The 21,837-nt window shown below is 66.1% G+C and carries 18 protein-coding genes; 11 read left to right on the top strand and 7 right to left on the bottom strand.

Features of this window, described 5'->3' with window-relative positions; translation table 11 throughout:
* Window positions 1-102: 102 nt before the first annotated feature.
* A complete protein-coding gene (locus J7643_01565; GenBank protein ID MBO9539262.1) occupies window positions 103-1,143 on the bottom strand; it encodes an L-erythro-3,5-diaminohexanoate dehydrogenase in 1,041 nt (346 codons plus the stop codon).
* Entirely contained in the window at window positions 1,144-1,983 is an 840-nt protein-coding gene (locus tag J7643_01570; protein ID MBO9539263.1) for a 3-keto-5-aminohexanoate cleavage protein, read from the bottom strand.
* A gap of 164 nt (window positions 1,984-2,147) precedes the next feature.
* Between J7643_01570 and J7643_01575 the strand changes: the two genes are divergently transcribed.
* Window positions 2,148-2,996 carry a hypothetical protein gene (locus tag J7643_01575; protein MBO9539264.1) on the top strand — a complete coding sequence of 283 codons (849 nt, stop codon included), beginning with the start codon at window positions 2,148-2,150 and terminating at the stop codon, window positions 2,994-2,996.
* Between the two features lie 139 nt (window positions 2,997-3,135).
* Window positions 3,136-3,798: a response regulator transcription factor gene (locus J7643_01580; protein ID MBO9539265.1), complete on the top strand. Its 663-nt coding sequence runs from the start codon at window positions 3,136-3,138 to the stop codon at window positions 3,796-3,798.
* Here the strand turns inward: J7643_01580 and J7643_01585 are convergent.
* Complete coding sequence (locus tag J7643_01585) at window positions 3,774-4,919, bottom strand: hypothetical protein (protein ID MBO9539266.1); 1,146 nt, start codon at window positions 4,917-4,919, stop codon at window positions 3,774-3,776. The genes J7643_01580 and J7643_01585 overlap by 25 nt on opposite strands.
* Window positions 4,916-6,052 carry a hypothetical protein gene (locus J7643_01590; protein ID MBO9539267.1) on the bottom strand — a complete coding sequence of 379 codons (1,137 nt, stop codon included), beginning with the start codon at window positions 6,050-6,052 and terminating at the stop codon, window positions 4,916-4,918. The genes J7643_01585 and J7643_01590 overlap by 4 nt, the downstream gene beginning before the upstream one ends.
* 205 nt (window positions 6,053-6,257) lie before the next feature.
* On the opposite strand from J7643_01590, the gene J7643_01595 reads away from it, so the two are divergent.
* The 7 genes from J7643_01595 to J7643_01625 all read left to right on the top strand — a co-directional run bounded on the left by J7643_01595 (window position 6,258) and on the right by J7643_01625 (window position 14,271).
* Window positions 6,258-7,112, top strand: coding sequence for a hypothetical protein (locus tag J7643_01595; protein MBO9539268.1), 855 nt, complete (start codon window positions 6,258-6,260; stop codon window positions 7,110-7,112).
* 9 nt (window positions 7,113-7,121) lie between these two features.
* A complete protein-coding gene (locus tag J7643_01600; GenBank protein MBO9539269.1) occupies window positions 7,122-8,630 on the top strand; it encodes a hypothetical protein in 1,509 nt (502 codons plus the stop codon).
* Window positions 8,627-9,709 (top strand): hypothetical protein, encoded by a 1,083-nt coding sequence (locus J7643_01605; protein ID MBO9539270.1) that lies wholly within the window; start codon window positions 8,627-8,629, stop codon window positions 9,707-9,709. The genes J7643_01600 and J7643_01605 overlap by 4 nt, the downstream gene beginning before the upstream one ends.
* A gap of 9 nt (window positions 9,710-9,718) precedes the next feature.
* A complete protein-coding gene (locus J7643_01610; GenBank protein MBO9539271.1) occupies window positions 9,719-11,341 on the top strand; it encodes an AMIN domain-containing protein in 1,623 nt (540 codons plus the stop codon).
* A gap of 154 nt (window positions 11,342-11,495) precedes the next feature.
* Window positions 11,496-11,942: a hypothetical protein gene (locus J7643_01615; protein MBO9539272.1), complete on the top strand. Its 447-nt coding sequence runs from the start codon at window positions 11,496-11,498 to the stop codon at window positions 11,940-11,942.
* Between the two features lie 49 nt (window positions 11,943-11,991).
* Window positions 11,992-12,630: an SRPBCC family protein gene (locus J7643_01620; GenBank protein ID MBO9539273.1), complete on the top strand. Its 639-nt coding sequence runs from the start codon at window positions 11,992-11,994 to the stop codon at window positions 12,628-12,630.
* A gap of 60 nt (window positions 12,631-12,690) precedes the next feature.
* Window positions 12,691-14,271 (top strand): ion transporter, encoded by a 1,581-nt coding sequence (locus tag J7643_01625; protein ID MBO9539274.1) that lies wholly within the window; start codon window positions 12,691-12,693, stop codon window positions 14,269-14,271.
* A gap of 7 nt (window positions 14,272-14,278) precedes the next feature.
* Here the strand turns inward: J7643_01625 and J7643_01630 are convergent, their stop codons facing one another.
* Window positions 14,279-15,733, bottom strand: a complete 1,455-nt coding sequence (locus J7643_01630; GenBank protein MBO9539275.1) for a PLP-dependent aminotransferase family protein — start codon at window positions 15,731-15,733, stop codon at window positions 14,279-14,281.
* Window positions 15,734-16,058: 325 nt separating this feature from the next.
* Here J7643_01630 and J7643_01635 point away from each other — a divergent pair, with 325 nt between their 5' ends.
* Complete coding sequence (locus tag J7643_01635) at window positions 16,059-18,338, top strand: aconitate hydratase (GenBank protein MBO9539276.1); 2,280 nt, start codon at window positions 16,059-16,061, stop codon at window positions 18,336-18,338.
* 45 nt (window positions 18,339-18,383) lie between these two features.
* On the opposite strand, the gene J7643_01640 is transcribed toward J7643_01635, so the two are convergent.
* Window positions 18,384-19,022, bottom strand: coding sequence for a DNA-3-methyladenine glycosylase 2 family protein (locus J7643_01640; GenBank protein ID MBO9539277.1), 639 nt, complete (start codon window positions 19,020-19,022; stop codon window positions 18,384-18,386).
* A 188-nt stretch (window positions 19,023-19,210) separates the two neighbouring features.
* On the opposite strand from J7643_01640, the gene ada reads away from it, so the two are divergent.
* The gene (gene ada, locus J7643_01645) at window positions 19,211-20,302 is read left to right on the top strand and encodes a bifunctional DNA-binding transcriptional regulator/O6-methylguanine-DNA methyltransferase Ada (GenBank protein MBO9539278.1); all 1,092 of its coding nucleotides are present in this window, start codon (window positions 19,211-19,213) and stop codon (window positions 20,300-20,302) included.
* Between the two features lie 42 nt (window positions 20,303-20,344).
* Here ada and nhaD read toward each other — a convergent pair whose 3' ends face one another.
* Window positions 20,345-21,802 carry a sodium:proton antiporter NhaD gene (gene nhaD / locus J7643_01650; GenBank protein MBO9539279.1) on the bottom strand — a complete coding sequence of 486 codons (1,458 nt, stop codon included), beginning with the start codon at window positions 21,800-21,802 and terminating at the stop codon, window positions 20,345-20,347.
* Window positions 21,803-21,837 lie beyond the last annotated feature (35 nt).

Raw genomic sequence — 21,837 nt, forward strand, 5'->3', positions numbered from 1 at the left:
CATTTCCTTCACGGTTCGCCTCGTTCTACTTGTTTTCCCTGCCCCCCGGTGGGGCGGGGCTAGGGGTGGGGGGCTCAAAACGCTCCGAGTCCCCCAGTAACCTTATCCCTTGGAAACTTCCTCGATCATCGCCCGCAGCTCGGGGTTCTTCCGCACCAGGTCGATGGCGTAGTCCGCGTGGCCCTCGGCGTAGCCGTTGCCGATGAGCAGCTCCACGTCCTGACCGACGCTCTCGGCGCCCAGAGCAGCACCCTGGAACGAGGTCGCCATGCTGAAGAAGTACACCTTGCCGTGGTTGCGGCAGGCGAGGATGCTCGCCATCTCGGTGTTCGCGATGTTGACGCAGTTGATCACGAGATCCGCGTAGGCGCCGTTCGTGAGCGCACCCACCTGCTCGTAGGTCCCCACCGGGTCGAGCGCGTTGCCCTCGACCACCTCGATGGCCTTGGGCATCTTCTTGAGGAAGTCGGCCTGGGCCTTGGTCGGCACGATGCCGATGACCTGGCCCTCGGGACCCGCGAGGTCCGCGGCCACCCACGAGCAGAGCATGCCGCTCTTGCCCGCAGCACCCAGGATCACGACCTTCATGCCGGGCTTGACCAGGCGCGCGGTCTGCGCGGGCGCGCCGCACACGTCGAGCACCGACATGGCGAGCTTCTCGGGCAGGTCGGTCGGGATCTTGGCGAAGAGGCTCTTCTCGAAGAGGAAGGCGCGGCCCACGACCTTGACCTGGTGCGCGTTCCAGTCGATGTCGCCGATCGACTCGAGGAAGAGCGGGGTGGTGGTCAAGGAGACGAGGGTGACGATGCGATCGCCGACCGCAAGATCCGTGCGCGAACTACCCACCTCGGCCACACGGCCGATGAGGACGCCGCCCGAGCCGGTGACCGGGTTGTGCATCTTGCCGCGCTCGGAGATGATCTCCATCAGGCGCGCGCGCATCTTGGCGTCGTCGCGGCCGGTCTCCTCGGCGAGCTGGGTGAAGGACGCCGAGTCCACGTTCAGGGCCTCGACCTCGATGCGAATCTCGGTCTCGCGGGTGGGCCCGTTCACGTCCAGCTTCTGGGCCGAGTAGGGCAGGGCGCTGGCGGGCGCGAGAACGCGGTGGGTGCCGAAGGGGTTGGTCTTCACGACGGTCGTCATTTACGCATGGCTCCTGATGGGCATCTTGAGGATTTCACGGGCCTGGTCGGGGGTCGCCACCGGGCGGTTGGCTTCGGCCGCAAGGCGCGCCATGCGCGCCACGAGCTGGGCGTTGGACTCGGCGAGCTCGCCCTTGCGGTAGTAGAGGTTGTCCTCGAAGCCGGCGCGCACGTGGCCGCCCATGGCGATCGCGATCATGCCGAGGGTGAGCTGGGCGGCGCCGACGCCGGCCACCGTCCAGGTCGCATCCGCGGGGATCGACTCGATCATGTGCATGAGGGCCTTGGGGGTACCGGGCGAAGCGCCGGGCACGCCGAGCACGAAATCGAAATGGAGGGGGCCCTGGAGGATCCCCTTCTTGAGCAGCTTCATGGCGCTGTGGATCATCCCCGGCTCGAAGATCTCGAGCTCCGGCTTGATGCCGCGCTTGGTGAACTCGCCGGCGAAGGTCTCGATCAGGCTGGGCGGGTTCCAGAACACCTCGTCGCCGAAGTTGACCGTGCCCATGGTGAGCGAGGCCATCTCGGGGGTCGGGTTCAGCTCGCGCACCGGCTGGAGGCGCTCGTCCACGGTCGCGGTGACGGCCCCTCCGGTCGAGATCTGGATGATGCAGTCCACTTCGGCCTTGATGAGGCGGATCGTCTCGGCGAAGCGCGCAGGGTCCTGGCTCGGGGTGCCGTCGTCGTCACGCACGTGCAGGTGAACGATCGAGGCGCCCGCCTTCACCGCACCGATCGCTTCGCGCGCGATCTCATGAGGGGTGTAGGGGAAGCCAGGGTGCTGGGCGCGGGTGATCTCGGCGCCGACCGGGCAGCAAGTGATGATGAGAGGATTTGCCATGCGATGCTCCTTCTATCCTTTCATTCTGCCCGATCCGGCCAGGCGCGGCAAGGGAACGCACGTCTTTCGAAATTTCTAAGCAAGGTTTAAGGGGAGATTTGCTATAATTAAAAAATAGATTTCGTTTCTTTAAATGTTAATTAAATACAGGAGGCCGATCCCCGATGAAAGCCCTTCGCATCCTTCCCCTCGTGACCATGACCGCTCTGTTCGCCGTGGCCGGCTGCGGCCTCAACCCCTCGCTGCTCGCGAACAGCCAGCAGGATGCGGTGATCTCGCCCGTCGCGCTGACCGGCGACATCGTCTTCAACCTCTCCGAGAACGGCTACAGCACCCAGGCGACGGCCGCCGACGTGGCGACCTACGAGTTCGAGATCTCGAGCGGCGTCCTCTCGGCGCCCCGTAGCCAGGTCTTCACCAAGACGAGCCTGCCGACCGACAAGCGCGTGAGCTTCAAGGAGCTTGCTCCTGGCGCCTACACCGTCAAGACGACGGCCAAGGATGCGGCCGGCAAGGTCATCGGCTCGATCACCGGCAACACCACCGTCATCGCGGGCAAGTCCAGCGTCCTCAAGCTCAGCCTCAAGCTCGCGGACACCGAGATCGACAACCCCAACGGCAACCTCTACTTCGACCTCGAAGTCGTCGACGGCGACCTCAAGGTGAAGCCCATCGAGGAGCCTGCCACCCCCTCGGCCACCCCGAGCCCCTCGCCCAGCGCGACCCCCACTCCGGCTCCTTCGGTGAACTCCATCGCCATGTACAACCTCGCCACCCGCGTCACCGGCTCGGGCGCCTTCGAGGTCAAGGGCAGCCTCTACAACGTGGACACCGTGGTGCGCGTCGCCGAGGTCAAGGTCGAGTTCAAGAAGAAGAAGTTCCTGAGCAGCGAGTACAAGGTCACCGAGACCAAGGTCGTCCCCGTGGTCGTCAACGCCAAGACCCTCCAGGACTTCACCATCGTCTCGGACAACGATGCCGCCTCGGCGTCGGTGACCTTCACCGCCAAGTAGACCCAATACGAGCGGGCCGGGGAATTCCCCGGCCCGCTTTTCGTTGCGGGTTGGCCGTGCGTTTCATGCCGGCCCGCAGCCCCTCGGGCTTTGCGCGAGGACTTGGCTTGCTCGGGTGTGGCGCGCTAGACTATCCGATATGGAACCGTCGTCTCCCATTCGCATCGTCATCGTCGAGGATGAAGGCTTTCTGCGCGACTTGATCCGCGGGGCCCTGACCGGTATTGAGGGGCTCGAGGTCATCGCGACCTACGGCGATGCGGCGACCGCCGCCGCCAAGATTCCGGCGCTCGCGCCGGACGTGGCCCTTCTCGACATCGACCTCGGGCAAGGAGGGAACGGGGTGCAACTCGGCCTTGCCATGCGGCGGAAACTCCCGCATCTGGGCATCGTCTTGCTCTCCAACCATCGGGATCCCAGCTACCTGATGGCGGTCCCGCCGAACGAGGTGGTGGGCTGGTCGTACCTTCACAAGAAATCCATGAGCGACACCACAACGCTCTTGCGGGCGATCAGAGGATCGGCGGCCGGTTACGTCATGCTCGACCCCGTGATCGCAGCCGGCCTCAAAGGATCGAAGGGCGGCCTCAACCAGCTGAGCGAGCGCTCGCTCGCCCTTCTCAAGCTCCTCGCCCAGGGCTACAGCAACGCCGCGATCGCCTCCCAGCTCAGCCTGGCCGAAAAGACCGTGGAGAACCAGCTCAACGCCCTCTACAAGCAGCTGGACATCGACACCTCGGACAGCAACAGCCATTCTCGGGTCCAGGCGACGCTCACCTACCTGCGCGCGCTCTCGGTCTGAGGGACGGGCAGCGCGATCGCCACGCGAGTCCCTGCCCCCGGCGCCGTCTCCAGGGTCCAGGTGCCCCCCGCGAGGATCACCCGGCTCTCGATCGCCGCGAGCCCCACGCCCTCCTGGTGCGATCGCACGAAGCCCACGCCGTCGTCCTGGATCGAAAGCCCCAGGTACCCCGCTTCGTACTGCAAGCCGATGCGGACCTCGCGGGCGCCGGCGTGGCGGGCCGCGTTGTCGAGCGCCCCTTCCAGGATCCGATAGGCCGTCAAGCGTAGCGACGGGGGAAAGGCGTTGTGGACCGGGTCATCCGCCGCCGTCATCGCCTCGCTCACGTCCAGCCTCACCGCGAAACCGCCCTCGTACCGCTGGGCCAGCGACCGAATCGCCGGGACCAGGCCGATGTCGACGATCGACGGATGCAGGTGGTGACTCAGCTTGCGGATGCCGTCCTCGTTGAGCGCATCGAGCGCGTCCTGCGCCGCCTGCACCTCGTCGCGGGTGAGCGCCTTCCCGGCGCTCAGGGATGCGAGCAGGCGCTCGATTTCCCTCTGACTTGCGTCGAGGCGTGGCTCGACCCGCTCTTCGAGCAGGGAGAGCACTTCATACGTTCGGCGCGTCCGCGCCTTGATCAGCGCCGCCCGTGAGAGGAAGAGGCGATCCACCTCCGCCTGGAGCATCGCCTCCTGGCGCCTCGCCTCCTGTCGGAAGGCCGTTTCCTGCTCCAAGATCGCCGCGAGGAGCCCCAGGCCGAGGACCGGTCCCACCAGGACCGTGAGTTCGTGCGGCATGATCGCGCGCAGGTCGAAGAGCCGCAACATGATGCCCCAGCGGAGGGATGACGCGGCGCTCGCAAAAGCGGCGATCGCCCCGAAGTACACCGCCCAGTTGAGGAAGCTCGGTCGCTCGAAATCCCAGCCGGCCCGCTTCAGTCCGTGGAGAAAGACCACGCTGGTGGCACTCAGGAGATACGTCAGGGCCGTCAGCAGGATCCAGAGGGGGTGCTTCCAGCCCTGCCACGTGACCCCCAGGCCGATGCCCATCGCCGTTCCCAGGCTCACGCCCGCCAGGGTGTTCACCGTGAGGAACATGCGAGGCGAAGGGAGCACGGGGCCTCTGCGGAGGATCATGACGCCGCCGCCTTCGCCTGACGCGACACCCTGAGGACGACGCTCGTTCCGCGGCCTTGCCGGGTTTGCACGTCGCAGGTGCCGCCGAGGCGCTCGAAGCCGCGCCGCAAACCCGCCAAGCCAAGTCCCGAGGTGCTCGCTGCCCCCTCGAAGCCGACGCCATCATCCTCGACCCGCAGCACGAAGTCTCCGTCTCCCTCGGCGCCGACCCACACGCGGATCCGGGCGGCCCGGGCGTGGCGAAACGCGTTGAGCAGCGCCTCGTCGAGCATGCGCAGGGTCATCAGGACGAGCGGTTGCGAGGTGGGAGCCAGCGCGAGCGCGCCGGGCTCCACGATGAGCTCCACCGCCCTCAAATCCTGGAAGCGGGAGATGAGGTCCTGAAGCTCGTCGCGAAAGGAAAGGCGCGGCGGGGAGAGCAGGTCATGGACCCGGACCATGCCCTCTTGCTGGATCGCCCTCAGATGCTCGATGGCCTCCTGGAGCGAGCGGGTGGCCGCCTCCCTGTCCGTGTCGAGGACGCTCTTGACGTGGCCCAGTCGCGTCCAGGCCCCCATCAGATGGGACTGGATCTTGCCGTGCAGGATCTCGGCCAGCTCCTTGCGCACCTGATCCTCGGCGAAGACGACCTGGGCCCTGGCGGCCGAAAGAGAGGCGGCCAACTGGCGGCGGGCCTCATGGCGCTCGAACGAGCGCTGACGATAGGCCCCGAGCGATTCGAGGATTCCGGCGTAAAAGACGTTCACCGCGGCGATGTTGAGCGCGAACTTGAGGGGGGTGCCCGGCGTCAGCACGCTCGGCACGAGGTGCCATGCCGCCAGCGATCGCACCGCGCCGCCCGCGAGCCCCGTGGCGAAGAAGACGCCGTAGTAGAGCAGCCAGCTCCAAAGGCTGCTTCGCGCTGCCTCGCTGCGTTGCTTCTGCCGGACCAGAAGGGGATATCCCGTGAAGCCGATGGCGAATCCAAGCGCCGTCAAGAGCGTCCAGGTCAGGAGGATGCCCAGGCGGCCGGATTGCCCCGAGAGGCCTACCGCCGCGGTCCGGACGGCGATCAGCGTCGCGATGACCTGGAGGCAGACGAAGATCCTGGGCGGCGGCAGGGAAGGCGTCCGGATGGCCGTCCACGAGCGCATGCGAGGCATTGGGCTCCCATCGGGTCGAGCTGGGGGGCGCTTGATAGTAGCACGCGGACCCTCGCTCCCGCATTAGGGTACTAGCACCCCGCACATCCTGGGGGGAGTACCCTTGTTTGGCCGAATCTCGCAATGCTAGCGTGGAATCACGTCATTCTCTGTCCTCGCCCGTGATGGCGCGAGAGAGCTTCAAAAGGAGACAGCCTTGAAGTTGCAGCACCTCACCCTGCTGGCCGCCCTCTCGGGTGTCGTGATGATCGGTTGCGCGGCTCCCTCCGCCTTCTACCGGACCCAGTTCATCTCCGGGGGTGAGCCCTCGGTCAAGGGGATCGCGGCCGATCAAGCCCGCCTGCTCGTGACCGTGAACCGGGACCTGCGCGCCGCGCGAGGCGTGCAGAACGTGGGCGGGCTCACCTACGACGGGGCCGACCTCACGCTTCAAAACGCGAGCCTGCTGGCGGGCGACGTCACCAAGACCATCGCCGTCTCGGGTCATACCGCCAACACGGTCTTCACGGCCCTGCGCCCCGGGGCCGGCTACGCCTTGACGGTCAAGCTCAAGAACGGCGGCTCGGTGGTCGGCAACGGCCACGTCTCGACCTTCGCGCTCACGGCGGGGATCACCAACAGCGTCAACATCATCATCGGGCAGGACGGCCAGCTCACGGTCTCGACTTCGACGGCGGGCAACGCGCTCGGCTCGGCTTCGGCCTGGACCATCGCCAAGGGCGATACGATCAACCTCAACACGGGCTTCGCCGCAAACGAGCCCTCGGCCGATTACATGCGGGTCATGCTGGATGCGAGCCTCTACGGCGCCCCTGCCGTCATCGCGGAGGTCGCAAGCGGCTCCTTCGACACCTTCTCCTGGAACACCGGCGTGGATGCGACCGTCGGCGGATTCGCCTACACGGCGAGCAACCTGACCACCACCGGTACCCAGGACGGGAACATCACCTTCCAGCTGCTCAACGCGAGCAAGACGACGGTCCTCGGCCAGACGCAGCTCAAGCACGTCAACGTGGTGAACGGCGCCTCCTTCGGCCTGACCCTGCAGTAAGGAGGAGCCATGAAGCACCTGCTCAGGTTGGGAGGCGTTATCGCGCTGCTCGCGGGCTGTGCCTTGCTGCCGAGCGCCCCCACCCCTATCGGGCGCCTTTCGCTCATCGAGCAAGAGGTCGAAAGGGCCCCAGGCCAATCGGCCGCCCTCGTCGTGAAGGCCCTGCGCTACCAGACGCAGGCCGTTCCCGGAAGCTGGACCAGCGCCGACCTCACCCTGAGCAACGCGAGCCTCATGGCCTCGAGCCAATCCATGACGATTCCCCAGGCGGGCGGCAGCGGCATCGCGAGCAGCTTCACCCGTCTGCGACCGGGCAGTGGCTACGCATTGGACGTGAGCCTCAAGGATGGCGCGTCGGTGGTTGCCACCGGCTCAGCGAGCGGCATCACGCTCGCCGCCGGGACCAACTCGGTGACCGTGTCGATGAGCCTCACCAGCTCGAAGCCTACCTTCGGCATCATCACGACCTTCGCGGGCACCGGGACCACCAACTGGAACGGCGATGGGCTTCTGGCCACTGCGACCAATTTTTGGACGGGGGACAGCACCTTTAACTTCGGGGCGCTGGCCCACGACGCCTCGGGCAACCTCTACGTCACCGATACCCGGAATCATCGCATCCGCAAGATCGACGCGACCACCCTGACCGTCAGCACGATCGCCGGCACGGGGACCATTGGCAACGCGGCGGAAGACGTCTTGGCGACAGCTGCCACCCTGAACTATCCCACGGGTCTCCTCATTGCGGGCAATTCCCTCTACTTCTCGGACTCCTATAACCATGCGATCAAGCGGATCGATCTGACTACCAACCGCCTGAAGACCTATGCGGGGACACCAGGGACTTCCGGCTTCTCGGGTGATGGCGGCCCTGCCACCAGCGCCAAGATGAGTTTTCCTGGGTGCCTTGCGCGTGATGCATCAGGCAGCCTCTATTTCATCGACGGGGCCAACAAGAGAATCCGGAAGGTCGACGCTACCACCGGCGACATCACGACCATCGCGGGCAACGGAGTAGCGATCAGCGCCTCGAACGGTTCGATTGCCAGTAGCAGCTCAGTCAGCGTCGTGTACAGCACCAGGACGACCTCCGGGATCGTGGTGAATGCAGCGGGCGACGTCATCTTTGCGGAGACTCCCTCGAACAAGGTGCGCAAGATTGACCATGCGACCGGGCGGCTCTCGACGGTGGCCGGGAATGGCAGCGCCGGAACATCGGGCGGCGATGGGGGACCCGCCACCAGCGCCGGGGTGTACAACCCGCTGGGGCTCTTGCTCGACGAGTACGAGAACCTCTACATTTCGTCCTATGGATCGCACACGATCCGGGTCGTGGATAGGGATGGGATCATCTCGGCCGTGGCCGGTACCGCGGGCAGAGCGAAGTTCGGCGGGGACGGCGCTGCCGCCACCCTCGCCTTTCTGAACAATCCCGCCAGCATGACGTTCGACCCGCTCGGAAACCTCCTCGTGCTCGACGGCATGAACTACCGTATCCGCAAGGTGGCACGCCAATGAGGCCCTTCCCTGCCTTCGCGCTCCTCTCGCTGCTTGTCGCGGCCTGCCAGAGCGCGCCCGTGCAGCGCGAGATCACGGCCGTGCGCGTGGCCAAGGTCATCGCCCAGAACGGCACGAGCAAGGTCTTCGGCACCCTCGCCATGCCGGCTGCCCTCCAGCCCCCCGGAGCCTACCGGATCGGAAACGTCGACGCCGACTTCTTCCGGATCGGCCAGGCCCACGGGGTGAGCTACCGCATCGCCGACACGGCGGCGGCCCCGGTCGGCCGCGCCCGCCTCAGGGTGGTGGATGCCGACGGCAATCCGATCCCGAACGTGCCTGCGATCGACTCGGACGCGCACGGCGTCTTCAGCATCCCGGCGGTGCCGACGGGCGTCTCCATGCTCATCACGAGCCAGTTCGTCGTGAATGGCGAGACCTTCACCCTCAAGAAGTACCTTCGCCCCTCGGAGGCCTTGACCTGCGCCCAGGTGGACGAGGCGAGCACGCTCGTCGTCGAGAAGATCGTGGGCGCAAACCCCCTGGCCAAGGAGGACCCCGGCCTCGAGGGGGCCGATCTGTTCAACCTGGTGGATGTGCCCAAGCTCGAAGCGATGGAGAAGGCGGTGCGCGAGACGCTCAAGAGCCCGAACGCGCCGGCGCCCGCCGTCTTGAAGGAGGCGCTGAAGCGGGGAAAGGGGGGAGAGGTCCTCGATGCCCTACTCACCGGTAAGCCGACCCTCGTGGACACCTTCGAGCAGATCTATCAGCGTCCGGATGCCTCCCTGGGACTTGGGATCCAGGCGGTGGGGCGCAACTCGGCGGGAATTCCCGGCCAGGACGGGGCCATCGTCTTCGGGGTGATCAAGCTGAACGTTCCTGAGCCCCCGGCCGATGCGCGCGAGATCCAGTACTACCTCAACGGCGACAAGGTCGTGGCCTCCCAGCCGCGGGACACGCTGGAGCTCGACACCTGGCATCACCCGGACGGCCCCTACACTCTCTCGACGGTGGCCTTGCTCGCGGACGGCAAGAGGCAGGTCCTGAGCAAGACCTACATGCAGATCCGCAACACCGTGACCATGCACTGCAACCTCTAGGAACTTGACATGCATCGCTTCGCCATCCCCCTGGCTGCCTGTTGCGCGCTTGGAGCCGATCCGACGGCCCAAGCCGCGGAATCCCCCCACGTGGGCCGTCCGCAGTACGATGCCGTTCAGCGGACGCTGACCCTCACCGGTACGGGCGATCGGCCCCAAGTCCGCATGATCCGTGAACCCGGCCAGATCCTGTACCTGGAGCTGGTGGGGGCGCGCTACGGCGCGCGAACCTGGTCCATCAACCCGAACGACGGCCTCGTCCGGCGCATCCTCGTCGCGCAGAACCGGCCAGGCGTCGTGCGGATCGCCCTGCGCGGCGTCGAGGAGCTGCGCCTGGCTCGGGCCTTCAGCCCTCACGGCTCGGGTTGGCAGCTGAAGCTCGACATCGCCCCTCAGAAGCCGCCGCTGGCCCCGCCACCCGCCCGGAAACCCGAGCAAGCGATCGCGCCGGAACATCGTCGCCGTGAGGACGAGCCCGCGCTCATCGGGTCGTTCCGCTTCGACGGCCGGACCGGCGAGATTCGCCTTCCCCTCTACCGCCGCCCGGTGTCGAGCGGGGTGTTCGTGGATCCTCACCGCCCGAACGTCGCCTTCGTCGAACTGCCGGCGGGGTACGGCGGGCGTGTGGAGCTGGTGGGCCGAACGCGCTCGCTCGATCCGGCGCATCCTCTGATCGATCGGATCTTGCTGGCGCAGAATCGCGAGGGGGTCGTGCGTCTGGCCGTCCGTGCAAAGCAGCCTTTCGAGCTTCAGACCCGGCGGCGCCCGGTGCGGGACCACTGGGAGCTGGTCATCAAGCTGGTGCCCGTGGCCATGCCGGCCCCCACGCCAACCCCGCTCCCCATGCCGACGGCGATGCCGGCCCTTCCCGTGGCGACGATCGGCGCGAACTCCGAGCCGACGCTCACCCCTTCGCCTAGCCTATCGCCTTGCCCCTCGCCCGTCCCGCCCGCCGACCACCCCGGGCATCGCCTCCAAGTCCCCCGTCCTCTCAGCCAGACAATCACGATGGGCTACCAGAGCCGGAACCTGCAAGAAGACTATGCAACGGGCGGGTCGGTCTCTCGGCTTTCTGCCATCGACGCCTACGGGCTGACGCTGGAGCAGCAGTGGCAAGATGCCTTTTCCTCTCGCCTCGCGCTCGACCGGGCGGCCTATCGGATCGTGGATGATTCCCTGCTGGGATCCCATCATGACCGGACGGAAACCCAGCTGAAGGCCTTGGCGGTCTGGGAAAACTCGGCTCTGAAGGTTCGCCAGCGTCTCGCGGTCGGCTACCAGATGCGCGTCGTGTCGGTGGATAGCTCGTTCGCTGCCCCCCAGCCGAGCTACATGTTCTCGAACAGCCAGCTCTACCATGGGCCAGAAGTCGGAGATGAACTCGTCGTGCCTCTCACCGGCCCTCTTGACGGGCTCCTCGACCTGCAACTCCAGCCGTATGTCTTCAACGCCCTGGATACGGGCGTCCCGGAGCTGGGCCCCCTTTATCGACTGAGCGTCGAGCCGGGCTTGCAGGCAAGCTTTGGCGCGGCCTCCCTCAGGCTATCCTATCAAGTCGACCTCTTGTCTCGATACGGCGGCCCTTTCCAGACCTTCTCCGGGCCCAGCATGCGCATGGCCTGGCGGTTCTAGGGGGCTTGCAAGTCACTCTTTTCCCTGGCACGGCCCCATGGAGCCCTTGGACTCCATGGGGCCGTTTTGTAGCGCGACCCCTCGGTCGGTTTGAACGATGGCGGACCAAGGCTTGCTTGATACGCTAGGATGTGGTGGTAAGGAGGGCTCGCTCATGCGCCGATGCGTCCTGGTCCTGGCGGTCATGCTTGCGGGGTGTCACGCCACCGCCCCTGAGGCCACGCCGCTCACGGGCCGCTCATCCCTGGGGCCGGCCCGTCACAACTGGAACTACGGCCCGGAATATCCAGACGCGTCGATGGCCCCTGGCCTCGTCACCGTCGCCTTCGCGCCCGGCTTCAGCGTCAAAGTCGCTGAAGATCGCCGCAGCATGACCTCTGCCGACGACGAAACGCAAGAAGCGCTCAATCGCCTCTTGAGGGGCCACATGGTTGTGAACATTAGTGAATCGCTTGGCCGGTTTTATCTCGGCTTTGGCGCGACCGGCGACTCGAAGGCGGTCATTCGCGAGCTCAAGACGATCTACGCCGTCACCGAGGTTTATCCCGTGGTCAAGGTCGGTGTGAACGCCATCAGCGAAGCCGCTCAGGACGCCGAATAAGGCTAACCTTGAGATTGCGCGCTCAAGGCTTGCTCGATATGATTCAAGGATGCTTAGAGAGATTGTTTCCCTTTTGGTCATCCTGACGGCCGCTCCGGCGTTCGCCCGCCCGATAACCCTGACGCCCGCCGAGGAGCGGCGCATCGAGCAGGGCGAGATCGTCACGCGGGTTCAAGAAAGCGACGACGCCATCAAGACGGTCACCAGCGTCGGGCGGGTCAAGCACCCCGCGCGCGACGTCTACCTCTTGATGACGGACTTCAAGAACTACCCGCGGATCTACAACGCCCTGGAGTCGGCCCGCATCGACCCCGCCGACGGGGCGATCGCCCACTACCAGGCCCGCGTCCCCTGGCCTCTGCCCGGCCGGACCGTCTCAGTTTCGACCATCCTCGAACCCCAGGCCAACGCTTTCTCGTGGCGCCGGGTCGGGGGCAATATCCGGGCCTACCAGGGCGAACTGATTGCCGTGCCCGTGGGCGATCGCGCCTGCACCGTCTTCTACACCGCCAAGGTGGACCCCGGCTTCGACTGGCTGCCCACTTGGTTTCTCAACTGGGCCCAGAGCTACGTGCTGCCGAGCATCGTCCACGCCATCCGAGACACCCTCGGCAAGCGCCAGGGGCCCTACTGGGAAGCCGGGGTGAGCCGGCCCGCCTTCACCCAGGAACCCGGGACGGCCCCTTAACGAGCCTGAGACGGGCGCGCAATGGTGCCGCCTTCGTCGTCAGCGGGTAAAATAGCACTCATGCGACAGTCCCCATCCTCGCCCCTCAGACGCTACCAGGCCTTCCGAGCCTGGACGCGCAACCTCCTGGTCGATCCCGAGAGCCTGGCCAAGAAGCGCTTCGATCGCTTGATGGTTCTCTTGACCATCGCCTCGCTCCTCTTGCTGGGCCTCGACTTCGGCTTCGAGCCCACCGGACGCGTCCTGCTCGCGCTCCATGTGGGCGACTACTTGATCCTTGCAGTCTTTGCCTTCGACTACTTCGGGCGGCTCTGGCTCACGGAGCCGGAGTTCCCGAGCGCGGTGCGCCTGCGCTGGATCGACGTGCTTTTCTACCACTTCATGGCCCGCTTGCGCTTCGTCCTCAAGCCGGCCAATCTCATCGACCTGGTCTCGATCCTGCCGCTGATCTCCTACTTCCGGGCCCTGCGCATCCTGCGGATCCTCCGATTGCTCCAGGTGTTTCGCGTCTTGCCCGTCAACCCCTTCGAGGCCCTGGAAGCCGCCATCCGGCGGAACAGCCTGCTCTACGCCTCGACCTTCGCGTTCGTGGGGCTCGCCGTCTCGGTGGCCTCGGTCCTGGTCTTCGTGGCCGAGCACCGCGTGAATCCTGCCTTCAAGCACTTCGGCAATGCGGTCTGGTGGGCGGTGGTCACGGTCACGACCGTGGGCTTCGGCGACGTGGTGCCGCTCACGGCGGGCGGCAAGATCGTCGGCATCATGCTGATGTTCGGGGGGATGTTCCTGATCGCCCTCTTCGCGGGGGTCATCTCGCAGACCTTGGTCAGTCAACTACTCGTTCTCAGGGAGGAGCGCGTTCGCATGAGCGGTCTGGTGGATCAAATCGTCATTTGCGGCTGGAACCGCAACGGCCCCTTGCTCCTCGAAGAGCTGGCCCTGCGCTACGCGAGCCGCCTCTCGCGCATCGTCGTCTTCGCCAACGAGGACCCCCCCGACGGGTTCGATGCGCGCTTCACCTTCGTGAAGGGCGATCCGACCAAGGAGTCCGAGTGCGACAAGGTGCGGATGGACGTCGCGACGAGCGTGCTCATCATCGCGGATAACCCCGAGCGCGACCCGTCCGCCTCCGACGCCAAGACGGTGCTGACGGCCTTCGCCATCCGATCCTACGAGCGGAAGCTCCCGGAGCGCGGCATCGTGCGCCGGCACCCCCTTCACATCAGCGCCGAGGTCATCGACTCGCAGAACGCGGCCATCCTGCAAACAGCAGGGGTGGACGAGATCATCCAGAGCGCCCGCCTCAGCTGCAGCCTCTTGGCCCACAGCGCCGGAGCGCCCGAGACCGGCCAGGTCTTCTACGACCTGCTCACCCATCCGGATCAGCAACTCACGCGCATCCCGCTCACCATCACCCCCGATGGCGCGAACCGCTTCTTCGAGATCGCGACCGCCTTCAAGCGTCGCGAGGAGGCCTTGGCGATCGGCCTGGTTCGCAAGGGCGCGCTCATGCTGAACCCGCCGGCCGATACGGTCGTGCAGGAGGGGGATGAACTGCTGGTGCTACATCAGGCGATCGCCCTGGAGGCGAAGGCCGTAGAAAAGGGCCTCTTCAAGCGGATCATGCCGCGCCTGCGCCGCTAGGCCTCGCTCAGCGAGAAGCGGCGAGCCGCTGAGCGATCGCCCCCAGTTGCCTGAGCCCGGCCTCGATGCGCTCGGACCAGGAGTTGGCGCAGTTGAGCCGGATGCAGTTCTGGAAGTTGCCGCTCGCCGAGAAGATCGGCCCCGGGGTGATGCTGATGCCCGCCGCCAGGGCCTCCCGGTGCAGGGCGACCGCATCGACCCCCTCGGGCAGCTCGACCCACAGCAAGAAGCCGCCGGTCGGATGCGTGACCTTGGTGCCCACGGGGAAGGCCTCGGCGATGACCTGGTGGGTCCGGAAAAGGTTCGCCTGGAAGGTGCTGCGCAGCCCCTTGAGGAGGCGCTGATAACCCCCTTGCTCCAGGAAGCGAGCGAGCGCCACCTGTTGCAAGCCGGGGGTTGCGAGGGTCGTGACCCCTTTCAGGAGCACCACCTGGTGCAAGAAGCGCCCGGGTGTGCACCAGCCGACCCGTAGGCCTGGCCCGATGGTCTTCGAGAAGGAACCGCACAAGAGCACGAGGCCCCGGGTATCGTAGGCCTTGCAAGGCTTGGGACGGGTGCCGTCGAAGGACAGATCCCCGTAGATGTCGTCCTCGATGAGCGGGATCTCGCGCTCGCCCAACAGCTCCACCAGCTCGCGCTTCTTCTGGTCGCTCATCACGCTGCCGAGGGGGTTGTTGAAGGTGGGCATGACGAGGCAGGCCTTGACCTTGTGCTCGTTCAGGGCCTGTTCGAGGTCGGGTAGGCTGATCCCCGTCTCCGGGTGCGTCGGGATCTCGACGGCGTGCATGCCGAGGCTCTCGATGGCCTCCAGGACGCCGAAGTAGGTGGGAGACTCGATGGCGATCGCATCGCCCGGCCGCGCCACCGCGCGCAGGCAGAGGTTGAGCGCCTCGATTCCGCCGCTTGTGATGATGAGGTCGTCCGGCGAGAAGGCGCACCCGAACCCGGCCGAATAGCGCGCGATCTGCCGGCGCAGCTCCAACGAGCCCGGCGCGAAGTCGTAGGCGAGCACCAGCTCGGGCTGATCCTGGCAGACCTTGGCGGTGATGCGCGCCATCTTTTCGAGCGGCAGCAAGTCGAGGCTCGGGGTGCCCGCGCCGAGCGGCAGCAACTCGGGGTCGCGCAAGGCCAGCAGCACCTGCGTGATCAGCTCGCGGACCGTGACCGGGCCCGCGTAGGTTTCGCTAAGGATACTGAACGGCTTGTAGGAGGGGCTGGCCGGCGCGCTGACGTAGAAGCCCGAGCGCTCGCGGGCCTCGATGAGGCCCTGGCGCTCGAGCAAGAAGTACGCCTGGTTGATGGTCGAGGGGCTCACCCGCTGCTGGCGGCTGAGCGTGCGAATGGAGGGGACCCTGTCGCCGGGGCGCAGGGTCCCGTTGGTGATGAGCTGGGCGATGTCACCGGCAATGGCCTGGTAGAGGTTCAGGTTTTCTTGAACCACTTTCGTCCCTCGCTCCTCTATCAGAGGCTACTGAAGCCCCGCCGTCTCCTCATGGCCGAGCAGGGGCACCATGCCGCCACCGCGGGCCATGATTTCGAAATACCTCAACAAGAACTTTCCAAATCCCATGGGGCCCTCCTTCCTGCGCGGCGAGGTGAAAATGCCTTCTCGCCCTATGCCTCCAAGCTATCATTCGGTAGAAAGCGCCAACAGGAGCAGATTCGGGCAATTTTGACCAGTACAGATGCAGGAAGACGCCTTGCTGTTGTGGCGCTCGCCGCCAGCCACTAGGATGGCGAAAACCGGTGCTGATGCGCTTTAGCAGGCCTTGAGGGAGGTTCTTCCGATGATCGACACCACCCCTGAAATGGTCCGGTCCATCTACGAACGAATGGAGGAGCGCCTTGCGGTCGTTCGCCAGCGTCTCGCGCGCCCCTTGACCCTGGCGGAGAAGGTCGTCTTCGGCCACCTGGACAAGCCTGCCGACCAGGTCCTGATGCCGGGCACCGCCTACCTCAGCCTGCGACCCGATCGCGTCATCATGCAGGACGCCACCGCGCAGATGGCCATCCTCCAGTTCATGCAGGCCCAGCTGCCCCGGGTGCAGGTGCCCACGACGGTCCACTGCGACCACCTGATCCAGGCGTACGAGGGGGCGCTGGCCGACACCCGGCGCGCCGAGATGAGCAACAAGGAGGTCTACGACTTCCTGAAGAGCGCCTGCGCCAAGTTTGGCATCGGCTTCTGGGGGCCGGGCTCGGGCATCATCCACCAGGTGGTGCTCGAGAACTACGCCTTCCCCGGCGGCCTCATCATCGGGTCCGACTCCCACACCCCCAACATGGGGGGCCTCGCGATGGTGGCCATCGGGGTCGGCGGGGCGGACACGGTCGACGTCATGGCGGGCTTCCCGTGGGAGGTCTTGCAGCCGAAGCTCGTGGGGGTCAAGCTCACGGGCGAGCTCTCGGGCTGGACCGCGCCCAAGGACGTCATCCTCAAGGTAGCGGGGATCCTGACGGTCAAGGGCGGCACCAACCGGATCATCGAGTACTTCGGCCCCGGCGCCCGGACCATCAGCGCCACCGGCAAGGCCACCATCTGCAACATGGGGGCTGAAGTCGGCGCTACCTCCTCGATCTTCCCCTACGACCCGCACAGCGCGCGCTACCTCAAGGCCACCGATCGCGAGGCCCTCGCGGATCTGGCCAATCGGCACTGCAACCTCTTGGCGGCCGATCCCGAGGTCGAGGAGTTCCCCGAGCAATTCTTCGACCAGGTCATCACGATCGACCTCAGCACCCTGGAGCCCCACGTGGTGGGCCCCCACACCCCTGATCTGGCGCGGCCGGTCTCGCAGCTCGCCCAGGACGTCGAGACCCATCAGTACCCGGGGCGGATCTCGGTGGCGCTCGTGGGCAGTTGCACCAACTCCAGCTACGAGGACATCTCGCGGGCGGCCGACATCGCCGAGCAGGCCAAGGCGGTCGGGGCCAAGATGGCGGTGCCCTTCATGGTGAGCCCCGGCTCCGAGATGATCCATCAGACCATCCAGCGCGACGGGTTGCTCGATAGTCTTGAGGCGGTGGGAGCGACGGTACTTGCCAACGCCTGCGGCCCCTGCATCGGCCAGTGGCGCCGCGACGAGGTGCAGAAGGGTGAGCAGAACACCATCATCACCTCGTTCAACCGCAACTTCCCGGGGCGCAACGACGCCAACCCGGAGACCTTCGCCTTCATCGCGAGCCCCGAGATCACCATGGCCTACGGCTTGGCGGGAACCCTCTGCTTCAATCCCCTGACCGACTCGCTTTCCACTCCCGATGGCAGCACCTACAAGCTTGCGCCGCCTAAGCCCGCTCCGGAGGTCCCCGAAAATGGCTTCATCGGCCGGCGCGTGGGCTACGTGGAGCCGCCCGAGGACGGCAGCGGGGTCGAGATCCTCATCCCGCCCGGGAGCGAGCGCCTGCATGTGCTGGCGCCGTTCGAGCCCATGGTTGATACCGAGTTCAACGAGATGCCCGTCTTGATCAAGACGAAGGGCAAGACGACCACCGACCACATCTCACCGGCCGGGGCGTGGCTGCGTTACCGCGGCCATCTGGACAGGATCTCGGACAACATGCTCACCGGGGCCATCAACGCCTGGAGCGGCGAACGTGGCAAGACGGTGAACGTCTTCACCGATGAGGGCGGGCTGGATGTACCGGCGGTCGCGCGGGATTACAAGGCACGCGGCAAGCGCTGGGTGATCGTGGGCGACGAGAACTACGGTGAGGGGTCGAGCCGCGAGCATGCGGCCATGAGCCCAAGGTACCTGGGCTGCGCGGCGGTCATCGCGCGCAGCTTCGCGCGCATCCACGAATCCAACCTCAAAAAGCAAGGGATCTTGCCCTTGACCTTCGTCAACCCCGCCGACTACGACAAGATCCAGCAGGGGGATCGGGTCTCGCTGGAGTACCTGCATGAGCTGGATCCCGTGCGCACCATCAACATGCTCGTGAAGCACCCGGACGGCACCGCGGACGTCATCACCCTCAACCACACCCTGACCTTGGAGCAGATCGGCTGGTTCTACGCCGGCTCGGCGCTGAATTTGCTCAAGAAGATCGAGAACAAGCCGGCCTAACCGAGCGCGCAGCGAGCGAGGGGCTTGGGAGCCATCCCAGGCCCCTTACGATCGTGGGATACGCCAGAGGTACCAGGAGGCGACGGTCCTGTAAGGGCTCAGGAGCTGGCCGATCCTGGCCATCTCTCGGGCGCTGGGGGCCGCCTCGAGGTTCTTCAGTACCCGGTAGCCTTCGCGGACCCCGAAGTCGTCCGCGGGCAAGATGTCCGTGCGCTCGAGGCCGTAGATGAGCAGCATCTCGACGGTCCATCGACCGATGCCGCGAAGGGAGACGAGGCGTGCGATCAGGTCCTCGTCACGCATCTCCCAGGCTTCGTGGCGCGCCGGCACCAGGCCGCTCAGCGCGCCTTCGGCGATTCCGCGGATGGTCTCGATCTTGCGCCATGAGAAGCCGCAGGCCCGCAACACGGCGGGATCCGTCTCCAGGAGCTCGCGCGGCGCCGGGAAGGAGGTCTGAGGGTACAGGGCCAGAAGCCTTGCGAGAATCGCATCCCCTGCGCGGGTGTGGATCTGCTGGTAGGCGACCGCCCTCACCAGGCCCTCGTAGGGCTCGCGCGCGGGGTGCGCCTGTAGGGTGCAAGGGCCGACCAGCTTCACCAGGCGTTCCCAGTCCGGATCGATCGTTTCGAGGTGCGCCTCGGCGAGGCGGTAATGGGTGGGAGACAGGCGTTGAGCTTCCATCATGGGGTTCGCTTCTAGGCTCGAATGGGGCGCTTTGAGAGCATACCAACTCCCTGCGGCTTTGGCGCTCCGCTTCTTGCGCTTGAATCCTTCCGCCTCGTGGTGCGAATTCGAAAGCAAGCGCCGGAGTGCGAGGGGCGGCGGGTGCTGCTACAGTGGATTCACGAGGAGCAACCCTGAAAGGAGCGCCCATGAAGGCCCTGGAGAAGCGCACGCAGCAGGCCGCAGCCACTGAAAACGACCCGCGCTGGGCGTCGCTCGTCGCTCGGGACGCTGCAATGGACGGCCGGTTTTACTACTCGGTCGAGACGACGGGTGTGTACTGCAAGCCTTCGTGCGCCGCGCGGCGCCCTCGCCCTGAGAACGTCCGGTTTTACGAGACGGCCGAGGCTGCGGTGCTGGCAGGATTTCGTCCCTGCAAGCGCTGCAAGCCCGATCAGCCCGCGCTGAGCGAGCAACAGGCCGAGAAGGTCACGGAAGCTTGCCGCCTCATCGAGGCCTCGGAGAGGAAGCCGAGCCTCGCTGAGCTTGCGCAGCACGCGGGAATCAGCCCCTATCACTTCCATCGCATCTTCAAGGCGATCACGGGCCTCACCCCGAGAGGATACGCGGCAGCGCATCGCGCGAAGCGCGTGCGCAACGAGCTCACCCAAGGAGGAACGGTGACGTCAGCCATCTTCGACGCCGGTTACAACTCGAACGGTCGATTTTACGAGGAATCGCATCAGATCCTCGGGATGACCCCCACGGCCTACCGGAACGGCGGCGCCAACGCCGAGCTCCGCTTCGCCATCGCCGAGTGTTCGCTCGGGAGCGTGCTCATCGCCAAGAGCGAGCGGGGCGTTTGTGCCATCCTGATGGGCGACGACCCCGAGGCCCTGGTGCGCGATCTGCAGGACCGTTTCCCAAAGGCCGAACTGATCGGCGGGGATGCCGACTTCGAAGACCTCATCGCCAAGGTGGTGGGCTTCATCGAGGCACCGGCTTTGGGCCTCGACTTGCCGCTCGATATTCGAGGCACCGCCTTCCAGCAGCGGGTCTGGCGCGCGCTGAGCGAGATTCCCGTCGGCACGACCATGAGCTACACCGATATCGCCAACCGTATCGGTTCGCCTCGTTCGGTCAGAGCGGTCGCCCAAGCCTGCGCGGCGAACGCCTTGGCCGTGGCGATTCCCTGCCATCGCGTCGTGCGTAGTGACGGCGCGCTATCGGGGTATCGCTGGGGCGTCGAGCGCAAGCGCGAGTTGCTGGCGCGAGAGGCCGAAGGGGCCGCCGAGCAATAAGAATCCCCCCGCCAGGGGCGGGGGGAAGGATGGGGCGAGAACCTAGAACAACGCGCGATTGATGACCAGGTGCGTGCCGATGCTCGCCGCGTAGCCCAGGGCGATTGCCCAGGTCCAGCGCAGGTGCGACAAGAAGGTGTAGACCCCGCGGGCCTGGCCCATCAGGGCGACACCCGCCGCCGAGCCGACCGAGAGCAGCGAGCCGCCCACGCCCGCGGTGAGCGTGACGAGCAGCCACTGGCCGTGGGACATGTCGGGGTTCATGGAGAGCACGGCGAACATGACCGGGATGTTGTCCACGACCGCCGAGAGGAGCCCGACGAGCACGTTGGCGGCCGTCGGCCCCAGGTCCCCGTACATCCAGTTGGAGGCGAGCGTCAGGTAGCCGAGGGTGCCCAGGCCGCCCACGCAGACGATGACCCCGTAGAAGAACATGAGGGTGTCCCACTCGGCGCGCTCCAGCTGCTTGAAGACGTCGAAGCGATCCTTGTGGACGTGGGCGTGGGGGATGGCGAGCGGCTCGGCGAAGACGTCGTCCGGCTCGTTGATGACGGCCACCTGGGGGTGGGGCGCGCGGCTCATGAAGTAGCCGTAGAGCTTGAGCACGCCGAGGCCCGTCATCATCCCGAGCACCGGGGGCAGGTGCAGGAAGTTGTGGAAGCACACCGAGAGCACGATGGTGCCGACGAAGAGGAAAAGGACGGGCATGGCGCCGCGGCGCATCTCGATTTTCTCGGTGATGGGGTCGGGCTTGCCCTTCTCGATGGAGAAGGCCATCAGGGTCGCGGGCACCAGCCAGTTGACCAGCGACGGCAGGAACAGGTCGAAGAATTCGCCGAAGGTCACGAGGCCCTTCTGCCAGACCATGAGGGTCGTGATGTCCCCGAAGGGGCTGAAGGCGCCCCCGGCGTTGGCGGCGACCACCACGTTGATGCAGGCGACTGCGATGAACTTGGGCTTGCCGGCTCCGACCGCCAGCACGACGGCCCCCATCAGCAGGGCGGTCGTCAGGTTGTCGGCGATGGGCGAGATGCAGAAGGCGAGGGCGCCCGTCACCCAGAACAGGCCGCGCAGCGAGAAGCCGCGGCCCACGAGCCAGGCGCGCAGCGCGTCGAACACCCGGCGGTCGTCGAGGGTGTTGATGAAGGTCATGGCCGCGAGCAGGAACAGGAAGAGCTCGCCGAACTCGAGCAGGTTGTGCCGGATGGCGGTCTCGGCGGTGTGGGTGTCGCCCGCGCGCGCGTACGCGAGCCCGATGAGCGCCCAGATGAGACCGGCTGCGACCATGACGGGCTTGGACTTGCGCAGGTGCAGGGCCTCCTCGCCCATGACCAGGGCGTAGGCCAGCGTGAAGATGACGATCGAGGCGATGCCGAACCAGGTGCCCGTCAGATCCAGAGGGACGGCGCCATCCGTCGCGCTGGCCCATGCGCTAGAGGGTAGTAAGACCGCTGTTAGCGCTAGTAGGAAGGGAAGGAGCAGGGTTCGAAGCAACGTCATCAGCCATCCTTAGGGGGTGCGTGGAGGGTAAACCC

The organism is bacterium, from assembly GCA_017744355.1.
Taxonomy (GTDB): Bacteria; Cyanobacteriota; Sericytochromatia; order S15B-MN24; family UBA4093; genus JAGIBK01.